The sequence below is a fragment of the Microbacterium lushaniae genome (assembly GCF_008727775.1).
GTDB lineage: Bacteria > Actinomycetota > Actinomycetes > Actinomycetales > Microbacteriaceae > Microbacterium > Microbacterium lushaniae.
Genome location: NZ_CP044232.1, coordinates 537,342 through 556,095, shown reverse-complemented (window position 1 = coordinate 556,095; position 18,754 = coordinate 537,342). Strand labels below are relative to the sequence as shown.

Genomic DNA, 18,754 nt, shown 5'->3' with positions numbered 1-18,754 from the left:
AAGGGCCGGGGGCTTACGCCTCCCGGCCCTTCTGCGGTTGGGGCGTGGTCAGTTGACCGAGCCGCCCGCCGCGACGATCTTCTGCTCGGCGGAACCCGAGACCTTGTCGACCGTCACGTTCAGCTTCACCGAGATGTCGCCGGTGCCGAGCACCTTGACCTTCTCGTTCTTGCGCACGGCACCCTTGGCGACGAGGTCGCCCACGGTGACGTCGCCACCGGCCGGGTACAGCTCGGCCAGCTTGTCCAGGTTGACGACCTGGTACTCGACGCGGAACGGGTTCTTGAACCCGCGCAGCTTCGGGGTGCGCATGTGCAGCGGCATCTGCCCACCCTCGAAGCCGATGCGCACCGAGTAGCGGGCCTTGGTGCCCTTGGTGCCACGGCCCGCGGTCTTACCCTTGGAGCCCTCACCACGACCCACGCGGGTCTTGGCGGTGTGCGCACCGGGGACCGGACGCAGGTGGTGCACCTTGAGCACGCCGGGACGCGTCGCCGGAGCGGCGTTCTTGGCGGCGGCGGGCTTGCTCGCCTTGGCTGCCGCGGGCTTGCGCGCGGGCGCCTTCTTCGCGGGCTTGTCGGCCTCGACGTTGTCGTTGTCAGCCATCAGTCGATCTCCTCAACCTTCACGAGGTGAGCCACGGTCTTGACGTAGCCGCGCGTCTGCGCGTCGTCGGGACGGACGACAGCGTCGCCGATCCGCTTGAGACCGAGGCTGCGCAGCGTGTCACGCTGGTTCTGCTTCTCGCTCACCTTGGACTTGATCTGGGTCACCTTCAGTCGGCTCGCCATCAGACACCTGCCTTCGCCGCAGCGGCGGCCTTGGCCTCGTTGCGGATGATGATGCCGGGCACGACAGCGTCGTACTCCAGGCCACGGCGCGCGGCCACGGCACGGGGCTCTTCGAGCTGCTTGAGCGCCGCGACGGTCGCGTGCACGATGTTGATCGTGTTCGACGAGCCCAGCGACTTCGACAGGATGTCGTGGATGCCGGCGCATTCGAGCACCGCACGCACCGGACCACCGGCGATGACACCGGTACCGGCGGCTGCCGGACGCAGCAGCACGACACCGGCGGCCGCCTCACCCTGCACGGGGTGCGGGATGGTGTTGCCGACGCGGGGAACGCGGAAGAAGTTGCGCTTGGCCTCTTCGACACCCTTCGAGATGGCCAGGGGCACCTCGCGGGCCTTGCCGTATCCGACGCCGACGACGCCGTTTCCGTCGCCCACGACCACGAGGGCCGTGAAGCTGAACCGACGACCGCCCTTGACGACCTTCGACACGCGGTTGATCGTCACGACGCGCTCGAGGAACTGGCTCTCGTTGCGGTCGCGCGATCCGCGGTCGCCGCGGTTCGGGTTGCGCTCGCGGCCGCCGCGGCGAGCCTCACGAGGCTCGCGGCTGGCGTCGGCGGTGCCGGCCGTGGCCGTCTCGGCCGTGGCCGGTGCGGCCTGGGACGCGTCGGTCACTTCGGTCTCCTTGTTGTCACTCACAGGTTCAGCCCTCCTTCGCGGGCGCCCTCGGCGATCGCGGCGACGCGACCGGCGTACCGGTTGCCACCGCGATCGAACACGACGTCGGTGACGCCGGCGGCCTTCGCGCGCTCGGCGACGAGTTCGCCGACCTTGCGCGCCTTGGCGGTCTTGTCACCGTCGAACGCACGCAGGTCCGTTTCGAGGGTGGATGCGGAGGCCACGGTGTGACCCTTGCTGTCGTCTACGAGCTGGACGAACACGTGGCGCGCCGAGCGGGTCACGACAAGACGAGGACGGACCTCGGTGCCGACGACCTTCTTGCGAAGGCGTGCGTGGCGTCGCGCACGTGCGACGGACTTCGACTGCACAGCCATGCTTACTTACCAGCCTTTCCGGCCTTGCGGCGGACGACCTCGCCCGCGTAACGCACACCCTTGCCCTTGTAGGGCTCGGGCTTGCGGATCTTGCGGATGTTGGCGGCCGCCTCACCGACGGCCTGCTTGTCGATGCCGCTCACGGTGAGGCGGTTGTTGCCCTCGACCGTGAAGGTGATCCCGGCGGGCGGGTCGACGAGCACGGGGTGGGAGAACCCGAGGGCGAATTCGACCGCGCTGCCTCGCTGGGCGACACGGTAACCCGTGCCGACCACTTCGAGACCCTTGGTGTAGCCCTGGGTGACTCCGATGATGTTGTTGGCGATGAGCGTGCGGGTCAGGCCGTGGAGCGACCGCGACTCGCGCTCGTCGTCGGGGCGGGTGACGAGAACCTGGTTCTCCTCGACCTTGACCTCGATGGGGCGCGCCACGGTGAGCGACAGCTCGCCCTTGGGGCCCTTGACGGCGACATCCGAACCGGTCACCGTGACGGTGACACCGGCGGGGATGTCGATGGGAAGACGTCCGATTCGCGACATGTCAGATCACCACACGTAGGCGAGGACTTCCCCGCCCACGCCCTTCTGCTCGGCCTGACGGTCTGTGAGCAGACCGGAGGAGGTGGAAAGGATGGCCACGCCCAGGCCGCCGAGAACCGTGGGGATCTCGGTCGAGCGTGCGTACACGCGCAGGCCGGGCTTGGAGACGCGCTTGATGCCGGCGATCGACCGCTCGCGGTTCGGGCCGTACTTCAGCTGGAGCGTCAGGGTCTGGCCGACGCGGGCGTCCTCGACGGACCATCCCGCGATGTACCCCTCCTGCTGGAGGATCTCGGCGATGTGGGTCTTGAGCTTGGAGCTCGGCAGCGACACGGTGTCGTGGTGCGCCGAGTTCGCGTTGCGCAGACGGGTCAGCATATCTGCGACCGGGTCTGTCATCGTCATGTGATGCTTCTTTCGATCATGAGGTTTCGGCTGCCGTTACACGACAGACGACCTTCTATGAATGGGTGGGGTGTTACGCCTGCGCGTCTTCGGAACGGAACGGGAAGCCCAGCTGACGCAGCAGCGAACGGCCTTCCGCGTCCGTCTTGGCGGTGGTGACGATCGTGATGTCGAACCCGCGGACCCGGTCGATGCGGTCCTGGTCGATCTCGTGGAACACTGCCTGCTCCTGGAGACCGAACGTGTAGTTGCCGTTGCCGTCGAACTGGTCGCCGGACAGTCCGCGGAAGTCGCGGATGCGCGGCAGCGCCAGGTTCACCAGGCGGTCGATGAACTCCCACGCACGGTCGCCACGGAGGGTGACGTGCGCGCCGATGGCCTGGCCCTCGCGCAGCTTGAACTGCGCGATGGACTTGCGGGCCTTCGTCACGATCGGCTTCTGGCCGGTGATCTTGACGAGATCGTCGATCGCGCCGTCGATCACCTTGCTGTCACGAGCGGCCTCGCCGACGCCGGTGTTCACCACGACCTTGACCAGGCCGGGGATCTGCATGACGTTGGTGTACCCGAACTCCTCCTGCAGCTTCTGCTGGATCTCGTTCCGGTACTTCTGCTTCAGGCGGGGCTGGATCTTGCCAGCCGCCGCGGCAGTCGCGGTGCTCATATTCAGAGGTCCTTGCCTGACTTCTTCGCGTAGCGCACGCGGACCGTGCGCTTGACGCCGTCCTTGACCTGCTCCTCGACCCGGTGGCCGACACGGGTCGGCTTCTTGGTCTCGGGGTCGACGAGGGCGACGTTGGAGATGTGGATGGGGGCTTCGAAGGTCTCGATGCCGCCCGTCTTGGTGCCGCGCTGGGACTGGCCCACGCGGTTGTGCTTGGTGACGTAGTTCACGCCTTCGACGATCACGCGGTTCTGCTCGACGAGGACCTCGAGGACCTTGCCCTGCTTACCGCGGTCTCCGCCGCGCTCGGGCTTGGCGCCCGAGATGACCTGAACCAGGTCGCCCTTCTTGATCTTCGCCATGATCAAATGACCTCCGGGGCGAGCGAGACGATCTTCATGAACTTCTTGTCGCGAAGCTCACGACCGACGGGTCCGAAGATGCGGGTGCCGCGGGGCTCCCCGTCGCTCTTCAGGATCACGGCGGCGTTCTCGTCGAACTTGATATAGGAACCGTCGGGACGACGGGTCTGCTTGACGACGCGCACGACGACCGCTTTCACGACGTCGCCCTTCTTGACGTTTCCGCCCGGGATGGCGTCCTTGACTGTCGCGACGATGACGTCGCCCAGGCCCGCGTAGCGGCGGTTGGAGCCGCCGAGCACACGGATGGTGAGCAGCTCCTTCGCGCCGGTGTTGTCGGCGACCTTCAGTCGGGATTCGTTCTGAATCATGCGATCACTTGGCCTTTTCGAGAATCTCGACCAGGCGCCAGCGCTTGGTGGCGCTGAGCGGACGGGTCTCGTTGATGAGGACGAGGTCGCCGATGCCGGCCGCGTTCGCCTCGTCGTGCGCCTTCACCTTGGAGGTGCGACGGATGACCTTGCCGTAGAGGGGGTGCTTCACGCGGTCCTCGACCTCGACGACGATCGTCTTGTCCATCTTGTCGCTCACGACGTAGCCGCGGCGGGCCTTGCGGTATCCGCGGGCGTCGACGTCGCGCACATCGTGCGCGGAGCTCTCGTGCCCGGCAGCCTGGTCGGCGACCTCAGCGGTCTTCTTGGTGGTGGCCATCACTCAGCCTCTTCCTTCACGGCCTCGTCGGCGGGAGCCGCCTTCTTGGCCTTCGTGGACTTCTTCGCCTTGGGGGCGGCCTCGACCGGCGCCGGCGTCGCACGGATCCCGAGCTCGCGCTCGCGGATCACGGTGTACAGGCGCGCGATGTCGCGCTTGACGGCGCGGATGCGGCCGTGGCTCTCGAGCTGGCCGGTGGCCGACTGGAAGCGCAGGTTGAACAGCTCTTCCTTGGCCTTGCGGAGCTCCTCGACCAGGCGGGAGTCTTCGAACGTGTCGAGCTCGCTGGGTGCGAGCGTCTTGGTGCCGATCGCCATTACGCGTCGCCCTCCTCGCGCTTGATGATGCGTGCCTTCAGGGGCAGCTTGTGGATGGCACGGGTCAGCGCCTCACGAGCGAGTTCCTCGCTGACGCCCGCGACCTCGAAGAGGACGCGGCCCGGCTTGACGTTGGCGACCCACCACTCGGGCGAACCCTTACCGGAACCCATGCGGGTTTCGGCCGGCTTCTTGGTGAGCGGTCGGTCGGGGTAGATGTTGATCCACACCTTGCCGCCACGCTTGATGTGACGGGTCATCGCGATACGAGCGGACTCGATCTGACGGTTCGTCACGTACGCGGGCGTGAGGGCCTGGATGCCGAACTCGCCGAAGGAGACCTTCGTGCCGCCGGTGGCCTGCCCGGAGCGACCCGGGTGGTGCTGCTTGCGGTACTTGACCTTGCGGGGGATGAGCATTACGCCGACGCTCCTTCTGCCACGGGGGCCTCGTTGCGGGGGCCGCGCGGCGGGCGGCGGTCGCCGCGGTCGCCACGGTCGTCACGACCGCGGGACTTCGGCGCGTTGGCCTGCTCGCGTGCGAGCTCCTTGTTGGTGAGATCGCCCTTGTAGATCCAGACCTTCACGCCGATGCGGCCGAAGGTGGTCTTGGCCTCGTAGAAGCCGTAGTCGATGTTCGCGCGGAGGGTGTGCAGGGGCACGCGACCTTCGCGGTAGAACTCCGAACGGCTCATCTCGGCACCGCCGAGGCGGCCGGAGACCTGGACGCGGACACCCTTGGCGCCGGCGCGCTGAGCGCCCTGCAGACCCTTGCGCATCGCGCGGCGGAAGGCCACGCGGGCGGAGAGCTGCTCGGCGATGCCCTGTGCGACCAGCTGGGCGTCGGCCTCGGGGTTCTTCACCTCGAGGATGTTGAGCTGGATCTGCTTGCCCGTGAGCTTCTCGAGGTCGGAGCGGATGCGCTCGGCCTCGGCGCCACGGCGACCGATCACGATGCCCGGGCGGGCGGTGTGGATGTCGACGCGGACGCGGTCACGGGTGCGCTCGATCTCGATGTTCGAGACACCGGCGCGGTCGAGCTGCTTCTTCAGCAGGTTGCGGATCTTGATGTCCTCGGCCACGTAGTCGGCGTAGCGCTGTCCGGGCTTCGTCGAGTCGGAGAACCACCGCGACACGTGGTCGGTGGTGATGCCGAGGCGGAAGCCGTACGGGTTTACTTTCTGGCCCATTACTTGCTCGCCTTCTTCTTCGTGCCGGTGGCCGCGCTCGTCGGAGCGTCAGCTGCCTCCGGCGTCGAGAGCACGACCGTGATGTGGCTCGTGCGCTTCTTGATCTGGAACGCGCGGCCCTGTGCGCGGGGCTGGAAACGCTTCAGCGTCGTGCCCTCGTCGACGTACGCGTTGGACACGTACAGGTCGGCGTCATCCAGGAATTCGTTCTCCTGGTCGGCCTTGACGCGTGCGTTCGCCATCGCCGAGGCGACGAGCTTGTAGATGGGCTCGCTGGCGCCCTGCGGCGCGAACTTCAGGATGGCCAGGGCCTCCTGAGCCTGCTTGCCCTTGATGAGCGCGACGACACGACGAGCCTTCTGAGGGGTCACGCGGATGTGTCGCACGCGTGCGATGGACTCCACCATTTCTCTCTCCTCTACGCCTCCGCGTCAGCGGCGGCGGCCCTTCTTGTCGTCCTTCACGTGGCCGCGGAAGGTGCGGGTGGGCGCGAACTCGCCCAGCTTGTGGCCGACCATGGTCTCGGTCACGAACACAGGGATGTGCTTGCGCCCGTCGTGCACGGCGATCGTGTGACCCAGCATGGCCGGGATGATCATCGAGCGACGCGACCAGGTCTTGATGACGTTCTTGGTTCCCGCTTCGTTCTGCGACACGACCTTGCGAAGCAGGTGCTCGTCGACGAAGGGGCCCTTCTTGAGACTGCGTGGCATCTTCTGTTCCTACCTACTTGCGCTTCTTGCCGGCGGTGCGACGGCGGACGATGAGCTTGTCGCTTTCCTTGTTGGCGTGGCGGGTGCGGCCCTCAGGCTGACCCCACGGCGTCACCGGGTGACGTCCACCGGAGGTCTTGCCCTCACCACCACCGTGCGGGTGGTCGACCGGGTTCATGGCGACACCGCGGACGGTCGGGCGCACGCCCTTCCAGCGCTTGCGGCCGGCCTTGCCCCAGTTGATGTTCGACTGCTCGGCGTTGCCGACCTCGCCGATGGTCGCGCGGCAGCGCGCATCGACGTTGCGGATCTCGCCCGAGGGCAGACGCAGCTGCGCGTACGGGCCGTCCTTGGCGACGAGGCGCACCGAGGCGCCGGCCGAACGGGCCATCTTCGCACCGCCGCCGGGGCGGAGCTCGATGGCGTGGATGACGGTACCGGTGGGGATGTTGCGCAGCGGCAGGTTGTTGCCGGGCTTGATGTCGGCGCCGGCACCGGATTCCACGACGTCGCCCTGCTTCAGCTTGTTCGGCGCGAGGATGTAACGCTTCTCGCCGTCCACGTAGTGCAGGAGCGCGATGCGCGCGGTGCGGTTGGGGTCGTACTCGATGTGCGCGACCTTGGCGTCGACGCCGTCCTTGTCGTTGCGACGGAAGTCGATCAGACGGTACTGGCGCTTGTGACCGCCACCGATGTGACGCGTCGTGATGCGGCCCTGGTTGTTGCGGCCACCGGTCTTGGACAGCGGGCGCAGCAGCGACTTCTCAGGCGTCGATCGGGTGATCTCGGCGAAGTCGGCCACCGACGAGCCGCGGCGACCGGGGGTCGTGGGCTTGTACTTGCGAATAGCCATAGTTGGAGTCCTTCTGTCCCGACCGTCAGCCGACTGCCGTGAAGATGTCGATGGTGCCCGACTTCAGGGTGACGATGGCGCGCTTGGTGTCCTTGCGCTTTCCCATCCCGAAGCGGGTGCGGCGGGCCTTGCCGACACGGTTGAGCGTGTTGACCGCGGCCACCTTGACGCCGAAGATCTTCTCGATGGCGAGCTTGATCTCGGTCTTGGTCGCGCGGCTGTCCACGTAGAACGTGTACTTGCCCTCGTCGATGAGCCCGTAGCTCTTCTCCGAGACGACCGGCTTGAGGATGACGTCGCGCGGATCCTTGTTGACGGTGGTCATGCCGACACCTCCTGGGTTGCGCCGGCCTTGGACGCGACGAACGCATCGTAGGCGGCCTTGGTGAAGACGATGTCGTCGGAGACGAGCACGTCGTAGGCGTTGAGCTGGTCGAACGTGAGCACGTGCACGTATGCGAGGTTGCGCACGCTCTTGACCGTGACCTCGTCACCGCGCTCGATGACGACCAGAACACGCTTCTGGTTCGGCGCGAGCTGGGCCAGGACCGCAGCAGCGGTCTTGGTCGACGGGGTGCCCTCGATGCCGAACGAGTCCACGACGTGGAGACGCTCGCCGCGTGCGCGGTCGCTCAGCGCGCCCAGGAGCGCGGCGGCGATCATCTTCTTGGGGGTGCGCTGGCCGTAGTCGCGGGGCTTCGGGCCGTGCACGATGCCACCGCCGGTCATGTGCGGCGCGCGGATCGAGCCCTGACGGGCGTTACCGGTGCCCTTCTGCTTGAAGGGCTTGCGGCCGGCGCCGGAGACCTCGCCGCGACGCTTGGTCGAGTGCGTGCCCTGGCGAGCCGCCGCGCGCTGCGCGACGACGACCTGGTGGATGAGCGGAATGTTCGTCTTGACGTCGAACAGAGCGGCGGGCAGCTCCACGGAGCCGGCCTTCTTGCCGTCTGCCTTCACGACGTCGAGCGCGAGAGTCGAGTCAGCCATGGAGATCAGGCACCCTTCACTGCGTTGCGGACGTAGACGATGCGGCCGCGCGCGCCGGGGACGGCGCCCTTGACGAGCAGCAGACCCTTCTCGGCGTCGACGGCGTGCACCGTGAGGTTGAGGACGGTCACGCGCTCGCCACCCATACGGCCGGCCATGCGCATGCCCTTGAACACGCGGCTCGGGGTCGACGATGCGCCGATCGAACCGGGCTTGCGGTGGTTGCGGTGCGCACCGTGCGAAGCGGAGACGCCCTTGAAGTTGTGGCGCTTCATGACGCCCGCGGTGCCCTTGCCCTTGCTGGTGCCGACGACGTCGACCAGCTGGCCCGCCTCGAAGAGGCCGTCCACGGTGAGCTCCTGACCGAGTGAGTAGTCAGCAGCATCCGCGGTGCGAACCTCGGTGAGGTGGCGGCGGGGGGTGACGCCGGCCGCCTCGAAGTGGGCGGTGAGCGGCTTGTTCACCTTGCGGGGGTCGATCTGCCCATACGCGATCTGAACGGCGTTGTAGCCGTCCTTCTCCGGCGTGCGCACCTGGGTGACGACGTTCGGAGCGACCTCGATGACGGTGACGGGAACGAGCTTGCCGTTCGCGTCCCAGACCTGGGTCATGCCGAGCTTGGTGCCCAGCAGGCCCTTCGAAACCTTGGAGTTGATATCAGCCATGTCGGACCTCAGAGCTTGATCTCGATGTTGACGTCGGCGGGCAGGTCGAGTCGCATGAGCGAGTCGACGGCCTTGGGCGTCGGGTCGATGATGTCGATGAGGCGCTTGTGGGTGCGCATCTCGAAGTGCTCGCGGCTGTCCTTGTACTTGTGGGGCGACCGGATGACGACGACGACGTTCTTCTCGGTCGGCAGCGGCACGGGGCCGACGACGGTGGCGCCGGCGCGGGTCACGGTGTCGACGATCTTGCGCGCGGACGAATCCAGTCCGGCGTGATCGTACGACTTCAGGCGAATGCGGATCTTCTGTCCCGCCATTGTCTGCTCACTCTCTTTCTCGCGTCTTACCGCTGTGTTCATTCGGAACACGGGCATTGGACGCACCATGGCGCTTGCACGCCGGGCACTTCGACGCCCTTCCGGGCGATGCTGCACCGCTGTTCTGCTGTCAAACCGGACGCCTGCGCATCCGGCCCGTCCTCCCCGCGCGCGGACGCACGGCTCCGGAGGGAGCAGAGGGGGTCGGTGTGTTGTTCTGCTGCCCGCGGCCTAGGTCTCGCGCTTTCACGCTGCCTATGCACTGCCCTGGCAGTGATCCGGAGCACGCACGTGGCGACTCCTGGAATGTGGAACTGCCCTAGTCTACGTGCAGCCCGGGCGTGTCGCAAACCCGGGCGTGTCGCGGGCCGGGCCCCGGGTCATGGGGCTGCCGCGACGTCCTCACGGGGGCGGCGACGCACGACCAGTGTCGTCGCTCCCCCGGCCAGGGCCAGCACGCCGAACAGGATGAGGGCCGCGAGTGGCCCGCCTCCGGTCGGCGGCAGCAACGATACCCGTACGGCCGCGTCGTCGCTGTCACGGCCCGCATCGCCGGGGTCGCCGAAGGTGTGGGAGTCCACCACGGCGACGTTGCGGATGGTGGTCGAGCCGGTGCCGGGGTCCACGGTGGCCGAGAGCGTGATCGGCGGCGCGCCGGATGCGCCGAGCCCCGACCCCGCCGGATGCAGCGGCCCGAACAGCTCGCAGCGCAGCGTGCCGCCGTACCCGGCACCGTTCTGACCTGTGACGGCGCAGGTCCGCCAGTTCGGGAACGCGTCGGCGTCACCCTTCCCCGGCCACGTCACGTCGGTGACCCGGATGCCGGTGGGGATCGGGTCGGTCACGACGACGCCTTCGGCGGCGGAGTCGGTGCTGACGTTGGCGGCCTCCAGCCGGTAGGTGAAGGCGCCGCCGGGCGCCGTCCGCTCGAGGCTGGACGTCTTCTCGATCCGCACGTCGGAGCGGCGGGCGGCGGTGCAGTCGCCGCCGGCCGGCATCTCGGCGATCTGGAAGGTCAGGGCCGGGTTCACGGTGAGGGTCAGGGTGGTCGGACCTCGCCAGGCGAAGTCCGTCTCGCCGGGGTCGAGGATCATCCCGTTGACGACGAACTGCGCCTGCTGCTCGGGCGTCATGACCGTGGTGGTGCCGGGGAGGTAGTACCCGCCGCCGGGGGCGTAGTCCGACGCGCGCAGCGGCCGCAGGCCGGCGTTGTCGATCCCGACGCCGGCCGCCGTCTCCCGCACGCCCACCCACGCGAACTCGTCCGCGTGAGTCGTCGACCCGCCGGGGTAGGACCGCTCGACGGAGGCCGGGTCGGTCGCCGGGCTCGCGCCATCCGGCGTCCACGACAGCTGGACCGGCTCAGCCACGAGGTCATCCGTCTTGACGAGGGTGAATCCGACGCTGGGCACGTCGCTGACACAGCGCGTGAACACCGCCGCAACGATGTCACGGGTCTGGACCGTGACGTCGTCGCAGTCGTTGCTGGGGTCGCTGTCGCCCACCGCCGTCACGCACGCCTCGTTGACGAGGCGGCTCTCGGGCAGCTGCGGCGTGGGTGCAGGGTCGTCGGGGCCGAGGGCGACGACGTCGGGCGCCGGCAGCGCGTTCACGGTGACCGAGAGGCGGATCGCCACGCTGCCCCCGGCAGGCAGAGTCGCCGCGCGCAGCGCTACGACGTTGCCGTCGTCCACGAGCGCGGGCGCGTTCTCGTTCGACCAGCCCGGGGCCGCCGAGAGGTCGATCGCGGTGACGGTCAGGCGGCTCGGTACGGGGTCGGCGACTCTCACGTCCGTCGCATCCACGATGCCGTTGTTCGTCACCGTGAGCACGTAGTCGAACGTGTCGCCGGCTTCCAGCGGTCCGTCCACGCCGTCGGTGGTCTTGACGATCCCGACGTCGTCGAAGGGCACGAGCTCGCACGCGTCGTCGTCGGCGCGGTACCCGCCCGACACCACGGTGGCGGTGTTGGCGATGGCGACCCCCGGACCTTCGACGTCGTCGCACTGCACCGGCTCGCCGGTCGGTGTCGTGGTGACGCGCACCTGCGCGGTGATGGTGAACAGGTGCTCCCGCACTCCGTCGGCGGCGGGGTCGAAGGTGCCGCTCACGATCGTCCACGTGCCGGTGCCGTCCCACGAGGGCTGGTCCGGTGCCGGGGTGTCGGTCGTGGCCGCCTCCGCGGTCCATTCGCCGGCCACCTCGACGCCCTCGGGCAGGTCGGGAGCGTCGGTGAGGACGTACGCGAGGGTCGGCAGCGGGTCGGCGGTGGTCGTGGGGTACCTGACCGCGACGTCGTAGACGACCGACCACAGCCCCGTGTCGGGATCGAGCACCGCCTCGCCGACGGCGGTCTTCTCGACCTCGGGGAACACCGGCTCGGCGCACGCGCGCACGTCGGTCTCGACGGTCGCCGAGGTCAGCTGCGCGGTGTTGAGGAACCCGCCCGCCGCGTCGGGGAGGCATGCGGTGGTGCCGCCCTCCACCGCGGCGGCGGTGACGGCGGCCACGACGCGCACGGTATACGTGTGGGTGGCCCCGGCCGCGATCGCCGTGCCGGAGGCGAGCACCGCAGGTTCCGGCGAGAACGTGAAGTCGCCGGAGGACTGTCCCGACCACGAGGCGCTGCGGATGTCGATGCCGTCGCCGAAATCGAGCGTGTCGGTGAGGTCGTACGCCGCCGACAGCCCCTTCGGGTTGTCTTCGCCGAGCGGGGGCAGGGTCACCTGGAGGTCGTAGACGATGGTCCACAGGCCCGTCGCCGGGTCCTGCTCGGTGGTGGTCACCGTCTTCGCGACGGACGGGTACACGCGCTCGTCGACGGGGATGCAGTCGGTGGCGTCGATCGGGATGGAGCCCACCTGGAGCAGGGCGGCGTTGAAGAACCCGCTGCCGGGCTCGCCGGTGCAGGCGGCGTCATCCTCGCTGTAGGCATCGGTGAGCTCGACCTGCCACGTCACGCGGTAGACGTGGGTGGCGCCGGCGGCGAGCGCGACGCCGGTGACGAAGTCCGCGCCGGGCGTCACCGGCAGGAGCGGCTGGGCCTCCGTGTCGGTGCGCTGGGCCGTCCCTGCGCCGAGCGTGACCCCTTCCGGGAAGGACGGGCTGTCGCCGAGCGAGTAGAAGGTGTCGTAGCCGCCCGAGGTGACGGTGAGGTCGTACGTGACGGTCCATCGCGTGGGTGCGTCGGGGTTCTGGGTCACCGCGACGCCGACCTTCTCGATCGTCGGCAGAGCGGGCTCCGAGCAGTCGGAGGCCGGAACCTCATCGCCGGCGACGGTGAGCGTGGCGGTGTTCAGGAACCCGCCGGCCGTCGTGCCGTCGCACGCGAGGTCGCCGCCCTCCCATGCCGCCGCGTCGACGCCGGCACGGGCCACCACGGTGTAGGTCTCCGTGGTGCCCGGCGCCAGCGCGCGGTCGGTCGCGAGCGTCGTTGTGCCGTCTGCGGCGAAGTCGCCAGTGCCCGTGGGGCCCGTCCACGTGGCGCCCTCCACGGTGATGTCGCCGCCGAACTGCAGCGCGTCCGCGAGGCTGTAGACCGCGACGAGCGCGTCGGACGAGTTGGCCACGGCGATGTCATACGTGATCTGCCACGTGCCGTCGGTGAGCTGGACCGTCGAGGTCACCGTCTTGGTGACGCCGGCATCGGGCCGCTCGATCTCCGCGCAGTCGGACGAGGTCGGCTCGGCGATCCCGTTCGTGACCGTCGCGGTGTTCCACACCCCGCCACCCTCGCCCACCACGGTCCCGCACGTCAGCGCCGCGTCGGTGACGGATGCCGCCACCGTCACCGTGCGCGAGAGCGTGTAGGTGTGCGTCGCACCGGCGGGAAGCGTGCCGGTCGCCAGCGGTCCGTCCCCCACCGGGTCGGCGCTGCGCACGAACGTGCCGCCGCCGACGGCGACCGGATCCGACGCCGTCCACTGCCCGCCCGTGACTCCGGCCGGGAGGGCGCCGGCGATGTCGCTCAGTTCGTAGGCCAGCTCGATCTGGCTGGGGTTGGCCACCGCGACCCGGTAGCTGAGCGTCCACTCGCCGGTGGTGAGGTTCTGCACCGTGGGCTGCGCGATCTTCTCCACCGTCGGGGCGGCCGGGACGGCGCATCCGGTGTCGGTCGCCTCCCCGCCCGGGTAGGTCGCCTCGGCGGTGTTGAAGAAGCCGCCGCCGGTCGTCGAGCACTCCAGCGCCGACGCGTCGACCGGGGTCTCGTTCGCCTCGGCCGTGATCACGAACGTGTACTCGTCGGTGCCGCCGGCCTCCAGCGGCACGTCGGTCACATCGGGCGCGCCCTCCCAGCCCTGCGTGAGGACGGTGAAGCTCGCGTCGAAGCCGGGCACGTCGGTGAGCGAGTACGTCGTGGGCAGGGTGCTGCTGGTGTTGGTGACGACCACGGGGTAGCGGATGGTCCACACCCCGTCGGCGGACTGCGCCACGGCGCCGTCGGACTTCTCGATGGTGACCGGGACGATGACATCGTCGTTGGTCAGCGTGCACGTGACGTCGTCGCCGGGCTGGAGGGTCAGCTCGGGAGCAGCCCTCGTCGTGTCGGGATAGCCGGTGCAGGTCAGGTCGGTCCAGTCGTATCCGTCGGGGCCGGTCTCGCCGATCGTGTACGCCACGCCAGCGGTGAGCTCCCCCGACGTTCCCGTGGGACCGCTCAGGTTCGGGCCATCCGGGGTCGTCGCCGTCAGGGTCCAGTCCGTCTCGTCCGCGGTGCCGCCGCTGTCGGTGACGATCACCTTCACCAGGGTGAGGGTGGGGGCGACGTCGTCGTTGACGAACCGGTACACCGGTCCGCCCAGCGCGGGGACGGTGACCTCCCAGTCGCCGTCGGCGTTCTGCCGCGGGTAACCGGCCGGGTCGGGGTTGGCCTCGACATCCACCCACTCCTCGCCCACGCGCCGTTGCAGGCGGGAGAACTCGTACCCCGGCACGGTCGACTCCTCGGTGAGGGTGTACACGTGGTCGGGGCGCACCTGGATGATGCTCGCCGCCGAGACCTCCTCGGATCCGGTGACGGTGGTGGGCGTGAGACCTTCGAGGGTCGCGGGGGTGGCCGTGAGCTCCCATTGGTCGGCCGTGGCGGAGCCGCCGTCGTCGTTCACCACGGTCTTCAGCAGGGTGAGCTGGGCGTCCTGGTTCACGAAGGTGCACTCCACGCGGTAGCCCAGCGGCACGTTGACGCCGCCGTTGATCCCGTCGGAGTAGCCGCTGTCGGGATACCGGTCGCCGTTCTCGTCGACGCGGATGCACGTCGCCGACCCCGTGGACAGGGGATTGGACTGCAGGTCCGTGCGCTCGTCGACCTGGAGGTACCGCGCGTCGCCGCCGGTCTCGAACAGCTGGTAGCGGGCATTGGGAGTGACCGGCTGCGATGTCGTGCCGGCGGCACCGTCGACGCCGGAGAACCCGGGGAGGCCTTCATCGACCGGCGCGCCGGCCAGGAACGACGCGTTCAGCGTCCAGCTCGTCGGGTCGGCGTCGCCGCCGTCGACCTCCTTGGCGAGGGTGAGACGGCTCTCGCACGTGACGGTGTTGGTGATCGTCGCGGTGTTCTGCGCCTGGGCGAGCGTCACGTCGTACCCGGCGCCGAGCGGGATGTCCACGGCGGCCCCGTTGAGGCTCGTCACGGCCGCGTCGTCGGTGCACAGCGTCGGATCGATCAGGGCGACCTGCTCGGTGAGCGTGACGGTGTCGCCCTGCGCGTACCCCGATCGGGTCACACCCCACCCCTGGTCGGTCGCTTCGGCATCGCCGGGACCGGTGAGCTGGAGCTGCGCGGAGAGGCCGCCGGGCTGGGCGCCCTCCTCGTAGGAGACACCGTTGACGACCCAGTTCTTGGTCACGGTGAGGTCGGCTTCCGGGCTGGGCGCACGGTTGTAGACGGTGCAGTTCACCGCCTGCGTGCTGGGCACGGTGACGGTGAAGCCGTCGGTGGGCGAGGCTGTGGGCACGACCGGATCACCGGTGTTCAGATTCGTGCAGACGGCGTTCTGGTCATCGACCGGCTGGAGGGTGAATCCGGGCTGCTGCACCTCCGTCACGGTGACCGATGCGTCTGGTGTGCCGCCGGGGAAGTCGAGCGGGTAGCTGACGGTGCCGGTGCCGTCGGCGGAGGTCGTCTGCACGGGCTCGGGCGTCGTGACGCCGGTGGTGCCGATCTCGCTGGTGAACTGCCAGCCGGCGCCGGCGGGCGTCGCCCCCTCGATGGATCCGGCGGGAGCGGACTGCGGGACGATCTGCTTGGTGACGGTCAGGGCCCCCTCGCAGTTGCCCAGCGCCAGGCTGCGCAGCGCCGTCCCGACCGCGGCGTAGTTCGCGGTCTGGTAGTAGTCGGCCGACGTGCCGTTGGAACCGTCGTAGGCGGTGGGGCCGGAGATGGCGCGCAGGTTCAGCGCCGTCGCGGCGCCGCTCGCGCCGTCACCGACGCCGAACGCGATGAGCCGCGTGGGCGATCCGCCTGCCGGACCAGCCTTCAGGGCGTTGGCGGAGAAGATGCCGTTCTCGGTCTCGCGGAAACGATTGAAGTTTCCCGGCCCCTGGTAGGGCTGGTTGTACAGGGTGGGATCGCCGTCGGTGATGATGACGGCGAGGTCGAAGTTGTTCGCCGCGGTGTTCGCGGCGGCCGCCACACCGAGTCCCCGGTCCCAGTTCGTGCCGCCCACCGCCGTCCAGCCGGCGTACCGGTTCTTGAAGGCATCCGCCTGCGTGGCGGTGGCCACGGAGGTCAGGCTCGGGAAGTTCGCGGTCGCCCCCTCCGCCGGCGTGACGGTGGAGAAGGAGAACAGCGACATGCGCGAGGGGGTGCCCTGGAGGGAGTCCACGAAGGCGTCGGCGGCACTCTTCAGCTGCCCCGTACTGGATCCGACCGAGCCCGACAGGTCGAGGATCAGCGCGACGTCGAGGCCGCAGGACACATCGAGCGCTGCATTGGTGCGCGACTGCTGCCAGATCCCCCGGACGCCGTCGCCTGCGACCCGGAGGACAGCATGAAGTCGCTCGCGTTCTGCGAGCTGTAGACGTTGCCGGCGCGCAGCTGGGTGCCGGTGCGGAACTGATAGGCGGTGGCCGTACCGCCGCCGCTCCCGGGGCCCGTGCGCAGTGACGGGTTGGCGTAGTACCCGTCGGGCACGCTGGCCTGGACGACCCAATAGCGGTCGTCGCGGTTGGCCTGGGGGATGTTGAAGAGCCCGAGGCCCGTCTCGGGGACGATGAAGGAGCAGTCGCCCGCGGCATCCGACGTGCACTTCGCCCATCCGTCCGCCGTGCCGGCCACCCCGTCGGGGCGCGTGCCGTTCGGCCCGCCGGCACCGCCTTCGTTGAGGAGCAGTACCACCCCGGCGAGGTTGGTCACACCGGTGATCCCGGTGCGGTCGGAGCCGACCTTGACGGTGATCACGGACGTGGTGGCGCCCGGTGCGGGCACGGCGAGCACGCCGACATCCGCAGGCTCATCGGTGGGCTCAGACTCGACCGGGGTCGGTGCGGCCGTGGGTGTCGGCGTGGCCCCGTCCTGGGGCGGTACGGGTTCGGCGGTGGGCGCGGCGGGCTCTTCGACCGGCGGCGGGACCGGCGCCTCCGTCGCAGGCGGAGCCGGGTCCGGCGTGGGCGCCGGGGAGGGGGCGGGCTCTTCCGGCGCGGGCGGAGCGTCCGGCGCGGGTGCGGCGTCCTGCTCGGGCGGGACGGACGCGGCGGACTCCGCTGAGTCGGCGGGAGGTGCGACGGCGGCCATCGCCGGCGAACCGAAGCCGGTGAACACGAGCACCGCGGTCAGCAACGCGGCCACGCCGCCGCCGTACCACCGGCGCCGCAGTCCGAGAGGGCGACGGGCAGAGGATGCCCCCATGTGTGTGCCTCTACTCATGATCACCTCGTTGCGCATCCCGCCGGGGTGAGCCTGCACCCGGTGGCGGCCCGAACCTAGACCGGGGACTTTGCGCACGGGAAGGGTACTTCGACCCGTCTCCGCGTGATCCGGGCCCTAAGGCCCATAGCCGAAAGTGCACCGACCCGGCGAGAGTGCACGGGATCCGGTGCACTCTCGCGGGGTTGATGCACTCTCAAGATCAGCGGAGGAGCTGGTGGGAGCGAAGGAAGGCAGCGAAGGCGTCGATTCCCGTGAGACGCTCGCTCCCCCACCGAACGGGCGTCCAGTCCGTCGCCGCGCAGAGCTCGCTCTCCCGAGTCCGCTGAGTGCGCAGAACGTCGCGGACGGAGAGTCCACGGGCCATCGCCGGGTCGAGGTACTTGCCGTCGCCGTCGAACGCCCCGAATCGGCGGAGCATCGGCCACGCGAAGTCGGGGTACGCCCGGCGCCCGCCGGCGAGGAGGACCTCGAGCTGCAGGATCGGCGCGGGCACCCCGAGCCGCTGCATCCACAGCCGCGACACGCTCTCCCCCGGCAGCTGCGCCCGTCCGTCGGCGAAGTCGGTGACGAAGCGCGCCTGCCGGATGCCGCGGGCCCCCGGCATCGCGTCCAGTCGCGCGTGGATCCCGGCGCGAAAGGCTTCGGCGGCGGTGAGGTCGTACAGCCCGTGTCCGCGCCAGGCGACAACGCGCAGCGCGGCGTCGAAGTACGCGACGGCGGCCTCGACCGACACCATGCGGATCACGTCGGCGATGGTGCGGGGCAGAGACGTGACGAGGATCCCGTCGCGCACCTCGACGTCCTCCGGGGGCAGCGGACCGCTGTGGCGGAACACGTCGGCACGGCTGCGCGCGGGATGAGCACCGGGATCGAGGGTGTGGACGCGGTCATCGCGCACGCGGAACCCGGGCAGATCCCATTCGGCGGCAGCACTGGTGAACGCGATGACCGGCGGGGACGCGCACGCCCGGACGAACGCCCGGGTGCGCAGTCTCGTACGCTCTTCGCTGGATGCCGCGTCCCACCGGCCGGCGTCGATGTACGCGCCGTGGCGGATGCGGACCACGGCGCCGCTGCGCACGCCCGCGGCCAGGGTGGCCTCGCGGCCTTCGCCGCCGAGGTCGGAGGTGAGGAGGAGTCCGTTCGTCTGCACGCCCTCCACCCTCCGCGCGCCCCACTACCGACGTCGTCGCCTCCCGCGCCTCTGTGCACTCCTCCCCCGCCCGCGCCCCTGTGCAGGAGAGGTGGCTCCCGCCGCGCCGCGCGCCGAGAGTGGGTGGATGGGGTGGGGCGGGCACGACGAAGGCCCCCGTA

At 69.5% G+C, this 18,754-nt stretch carries 23 protein-coding genes; all 23 read right to left on the bottom strand.

Going from position 1 to position 18,754, the window contains the following annotated elements:
• Positions 1-48: 48 nt before the first annotated feature.
• A complete protein-coding gene (gene rplO / locus F6J85_RS02605; RefSeq protein WP_150920663.1) occupies positions 49-606 on the bottom strand; it encodes a 50S ribosomal protein L15 in 558 nt (185 codons plus the stop codon).
• Positions 606-791, bottom strand: coding sequence for a 50S ribosomal protein L30 (rpmD, locus tag F6J85_RS02600; RefSeq protein WP_135063347.1), 186 nt, complete (start codon positions 789-791; stop codon positions 606-608). Before rpmD ends, rplO begins: the two co-directional genes overlap by 1 nt.
• Positions 791-1,495, bottom strand: coding sequence for a 30S ribosomal protein S5 (gene rpsE, locus F6J85_RS02595; RefSeq protein WP_150923706.1), 705 nt, complete (start codon positions 1,493-1,495; stop codon positions 791-793). The genes rpmD and rpsE overlap by 1 nt, the downstream gene beginning before the upstream one ends.
• Positions 1,492-1,851, bottom strand: coding sequence for a 50S ribosomal protein L18 (gene rplR, locus F6J85_RS02590; protein WP_135063343.1), 360 nt, complete (start codon positions 1,849-1,851; stop codon positions 1,492-1,494). The genes rpsE and rplR overlap by 4 nt, the downstream gene beginning before the upstream one ends.
• A 2-nt stretch (positions 1,852-1,853) precedes the next feature.
• Entirely contained in the window at positions 1,854-2,390 is a 537-nt protein-coding gene (gene rplF, locus F6J85_RS02585) for a 50S ribosomal protein L6 (protein ID WP_150923705.1), read from the bottom strand.
• Positions 2,391-2,396: 6 nt separating this feature from the next.
• Positions 2,397-2,795, bottom strand: coding sequence for a 30S ribosomal protein S8 (rpsH, locus tag F6J85_RS02580; RefSeq protein WP_135063339.1), 399 nt, complete (start codon positions 2,793-2,795; stop codon positions 2,397-2,399).
• Between the two features lie 73 nt (positions 2,796-2,868).
• Positions 2,869-3,459, bottom strand: a complete 591-nt coding sequence (rplE, locus tag F6J85_RS02575; RefSeq protein WP_150923704.1) for a 50S ribosomal protein L5 — start codon at positions 3,457-3,459, stop codon at positions 2,869-2,871.
• A gap of 2 nt (positions 3,460-3,461) precedes the next feature.
• Positions 3,462-3,821, bottom strand: a complete 360-nt coding sequence (gene rplX, locus F6J85_RS02570; protein ID WP_135063335.1) for a 50S ribosomal protein L24 — start codon at positions 3,819-3,821, stop codon at positions 3,462-3,464.
• 2 nt (positions 3,822-3,823) lie between these two features.
• Positions 3,824-4,192: a 50S ribosomal protein L14 gene (gene rplN / locus F6J85_RS02565; protein ID WP_055833708.1), complete on the bottom strand. Its 369-nt coding sequence runs from the start codon at positions 4,190-4,192 to the stop codon at positions 3,824-3,826.
• Between the two features lie 4 nt (positions 4,193-4,196).
• Complete coding sequence (rpsQ, locus tag F6J85_RS18115) at positions 4,197-4,532, bottom strand: 30S ribosomal protein S17 (RefSeq protein ID WP_275094057.1); 336 nt, start codon at positions 4,530-4,532, stop codon at positions 4,197-4,199.
• On the bottom strand, positions 4,532-4,849 hold the full coding sequence (rpmC, locus tag F6J85_RS18110) for a 50S ribosomal protein L29 (protein ID WP_135063333.1): 318 nt from the start codon (positions 4,847-4,849) through the stop codon (positions 4,532-4,534). Before rpmC ends, rpsQ begins: the two co-directional genes overlap by 1 nt.
• On the bottom strand, positions 4,849-5,268 hold the full coding sequence (gene rplP / locus F6J85_RS02550) for a 50S ribosomal protein L16 (RefSeq protein WP_105673694.1): 420 nt from the start codon (positions 5,266-5,268) through the stop codon (positions 4,849-4,851). Before rplP ends, rpmC begins: the two co-directional genes overlap by 1 nt.
• The gene (gene rpsC / locus F6J85_RS02545; RefSeq protein WP_135063331.1) at positions 5,268-6,038 is read right to left on the bottom strand and encodes a 30S ribosomal protein S3; all 771 of its coding nucleotides are present in this window, start codon (positions 6,036-6,038) and stop codon (positions 5,268-5,270) included. The genes rplP and rpsC overlap by 1 nt, the downstream gene beginning before the upstream one ends.
• The gene (gene rplV, locus F6J85_RS02540; RefSeq protein ID WP_150920666.1) at positions 6,038-6,445 is read right to left on the bottom strand and encodes a 50S ribosomal protein L22; all 408 of its coding nucleotides are present in this window, start codon (positions 6,443-6,445) and stop codon (positions 6,038-6,040) included. The genes rpsC and rplV overlap by 1 nt, the downstream gene beginning before the upstream one ends.
• A gap of 24 nt (positions 6,446-6,469) precedes the next feature.
• The gene (gene rpsS, locus F6J85_RS02535) at positions 6,470-6,751 is read right to left on the bottom strand and encodes a 30S ribosomal protein S19 (RefSeq protein ID WP_147911206.1); all 282 of its coding nucleotides are present in this window, start codon (positions 6,749-6,751) and stop codon (positions 6,470-6,472) included.
• 13 nt (positions 6,752-6,764) lie between these two features.
• On the bottom strand, positions 6,765-7,604 hold the full coding sequence (rplB, locus tag F6J85_RS02530; RefSeq protein WP_150920667.1) for a 50S ribosomal protein L2: 840 nt from the start codon (positions 7,602-7,604) through the stop codon (positions 6,765-6,767).
• 25 nt (positions 7,605-7,629) lie between these two features.
• Positions 7,630-7,929: a 50S ribosomal protein L23 gene (gene rplW / locus F6J85_RS02525; RefSeq protein WP_135063323.1), complete on the bottom strand. Its 300-nt coding sequence runs from the start codon at positions 7,927-7,929 to the stop codon at positions 7,630-7,632.
• On the bottom strand, positions 7,926-8,591 hold the full coding sequence (gene rplD / locus F6J85_RS02520) for a 50S ribosomal protein L4 (protein WP_150920668.1): 666 nt from the start codon (positions 8,589-8,591) through the stop codon (positions 7,926-7,928). Before rplD ends, rplW begins: the two co-directional genes overlap by 4 nt.
• Positions 8,592-8,596: 5 nt before the next feature.
• On the bottom strand, positions 8,597-9,256 hold the full coding sequence (gene rplC, locus F6J85_RS02515) for a 50S ribosomal protein L3 (RefSeq protein WP_125131032.1): 660 nt from the start codon (positions 9,254-9,256) through the stop codon (positions 8,597-8,599).
• Positions 9,257-9,264: 8 nt separating this feature from the next.
• On the bottom strand, positions 9,265-9,573 hold the full coding sequence (rpsJ, locus tag F6J85_RS02510; protein ID WP_045246810.1) for a 30S ribosomal protein S10: 309 nt from the start codon (positions 9,571-9,573) through the stop codon (positions 9,265-9,267).
• Between the two features lie 380 nt (positions 9,574-9,953).
• Positions 9,954-16,490 carry a prealbumin-like fold domain-containing protein gene (locus F6J85_RS02505; protein ID WP_150923703.1) on the bottom strand — a complete coding sequence of 2,179 codons (6,537 nt, stop codon included), beginning with the start codon at positions 16,488-16,490 and terminating at the stop codon, positions 9,954-9,956.
• Positions 16,463-17,437, bottom strand: coding sequence for a hypothetical protein (locus tag F6J85_RS02500; protein ID WP_150923702.1), 975 nt, complete (start codon positions 17,435-17,437; stop codon positions 16,463-16,465). Before F6J85_RS02500 ends, F6J85_RS02505 begins: the two co-directional genes overlap by 28 nt.
• A 202-nt stretch (positions 17,438-17,639) precedes the next feature.
• A complete protein-coding gene (locus tag F6J85_RS02495) occupies positions 17,640-18,593 on the bottom strand; it encodes a hypothetical protein (RefSeq protein WP_150923701.1) in 954 nt (317 codons plus the stop codon).
• Positions 18,594-18,754 lie beyond the last annotated feature (161 nt).

What these genes read in the sequence shown, in the direction of transcription:
- rplX (WP_135063335.1), bottom strand. Translation starts at nt 3,821, where the DNA reads ATGGCGAAGATCAAGAAGGGCGACCTGGTTCAGGTCATCTCGGGCGCC.
- rplB (WP_150920667.1), bottom strand. Translation starts at nt 7,604, where the DNA reads ATGGCTATTCGCAAGTACAAGCCCACGACCCCCGGTCGCCGCGGCTCG.
- rpsC (WP_135063331.1), bottom strand. Translation starts at nt 6,038, where the DNA reads ATGGGCCAGAAAGTAAACCCGTACGGCTTCCGCCTCGGCATCACCACC.
- rplN (WP_055833708.1), bottom strand. Translation starts at nt 4,192, where the DNA reads ATGATTCAGAACGAATCCCGACTGAAGGTCGCCGACAACACCGGCGCG.
- rplP (WP_105673694.1), bottom strand. Translation starts at nt 5,268, where the DNA reads ATGCTCATCCCCCGCAAGGTCAAGTACCGCAAGCAGCACCACCCGGGT.
- rpsH (WP_135063339.1), bottom strand. Translation starts at nt 2,795, where the DNA reads ATGACGATGACAGACCCGGTCGCAGATATGCTGACCCGTCTGCGCAAC.
- rplE (WP_150923704.1), bottom strand. Translation starts at nt 3,459, where the DNA reads ATGAGCACCGCGACTGCCGCGGCGGCTGGCAAGATCCAGCCCCGCCTG.
- rpsQ (WP_275094057.1), bottom strand. Translation starts at nt 4,532, where the DNA reads ATGGCCACCACCAAGAAGACCGCTGAGGTCGCCGACCAGGCTGCCGGG.
- rpmC (WP_135063333.1), bottom strand. Translation starts at nt 4,849, where the DNA reads ATGGCGATCGGCACCAAGACGCTCGCACCCAGCGAGCTCGACACGTTC.
- rpsS (WP_147911206.1), bottom strand. Translation starts at nt 6,751, where the DNA reads ATGCCACGCAGTCTCAAGAAGGGCCCCTTCGTCGACGAGCACCTGCTT.
- rpsJ (WP_045246810.1), bottom strand. Translation starts at nt 9,573, where the DNA reads ATGGCGGGACAGAAGATCCGCATTCGCCTGAAGTCGTACGATCACGCC.
- rpmD (WP_135063347.1), bottom strand. Translation starts at nt 791, where the DNA reads ATGGCGAGCCGACTGAAGGTGACCCAGATCAAGTCCAAGGTGAGCGAG.
- rplV (WP_150920666.1), bottom strand. Translation starts at nt 6,445, where the DNA reads ATGGTGGAGTCCATCGCACGCGTGCGACACATCCGCGTGACCCCTCAG.
- rplO (WP_150920663.1), bottom strand. Translation starts at nt 606, where the DNA reads ATGGCTGACAACGACAACGTCGAGGCCGACAAGCCCGCGAAGAAGGCG.
- F6J85_RS02500 (WP_150923702.1), bottom strand. Translation starts at nt 17,437, where the DNA reads ATGAGTAGAGGCACACACATGGGGGCATCCTCTGCCCGTCGCCCTCTC.
- rplD (WP_150920668.1), bottom strand. Translation starts at nt 8,591, where the DNA reads ATGGCTGACTCGACTCTCGCGCTCGACGTCGTGAAGGCAGACGGCAAG.
- rplC (WP_125131032.1), bottom strand. Translation starts at nt 9,256, where the DNA reads ATGGCTGATATCAACTCCAAGGTTTCGAAGGGCCTGCTGGGCACCAAG.
- rplW (WP_135063323.1), bottom strand. Translation starts at nt 7,929, where the DNA reads ATGACCACCGTCAACAAGGATCCGCGCGACGTCATCCTCAAGCCGGTC.
- rplF (WP_150923705.1), bottom strand. Translation starts at nt 2,390, where the DNA reads ATGTCGCGAATCGGACGTCTTCCCATCGACATCCCCGCCGGTGTCACC.
- rplR (WP_135063343.1), bottom strand. Translation starts at nt 1,851, where the DNA reads ATGGCTGTGCAGTCGAAGTCCGTCGCACGTGCGCGACGCCACGCACGC.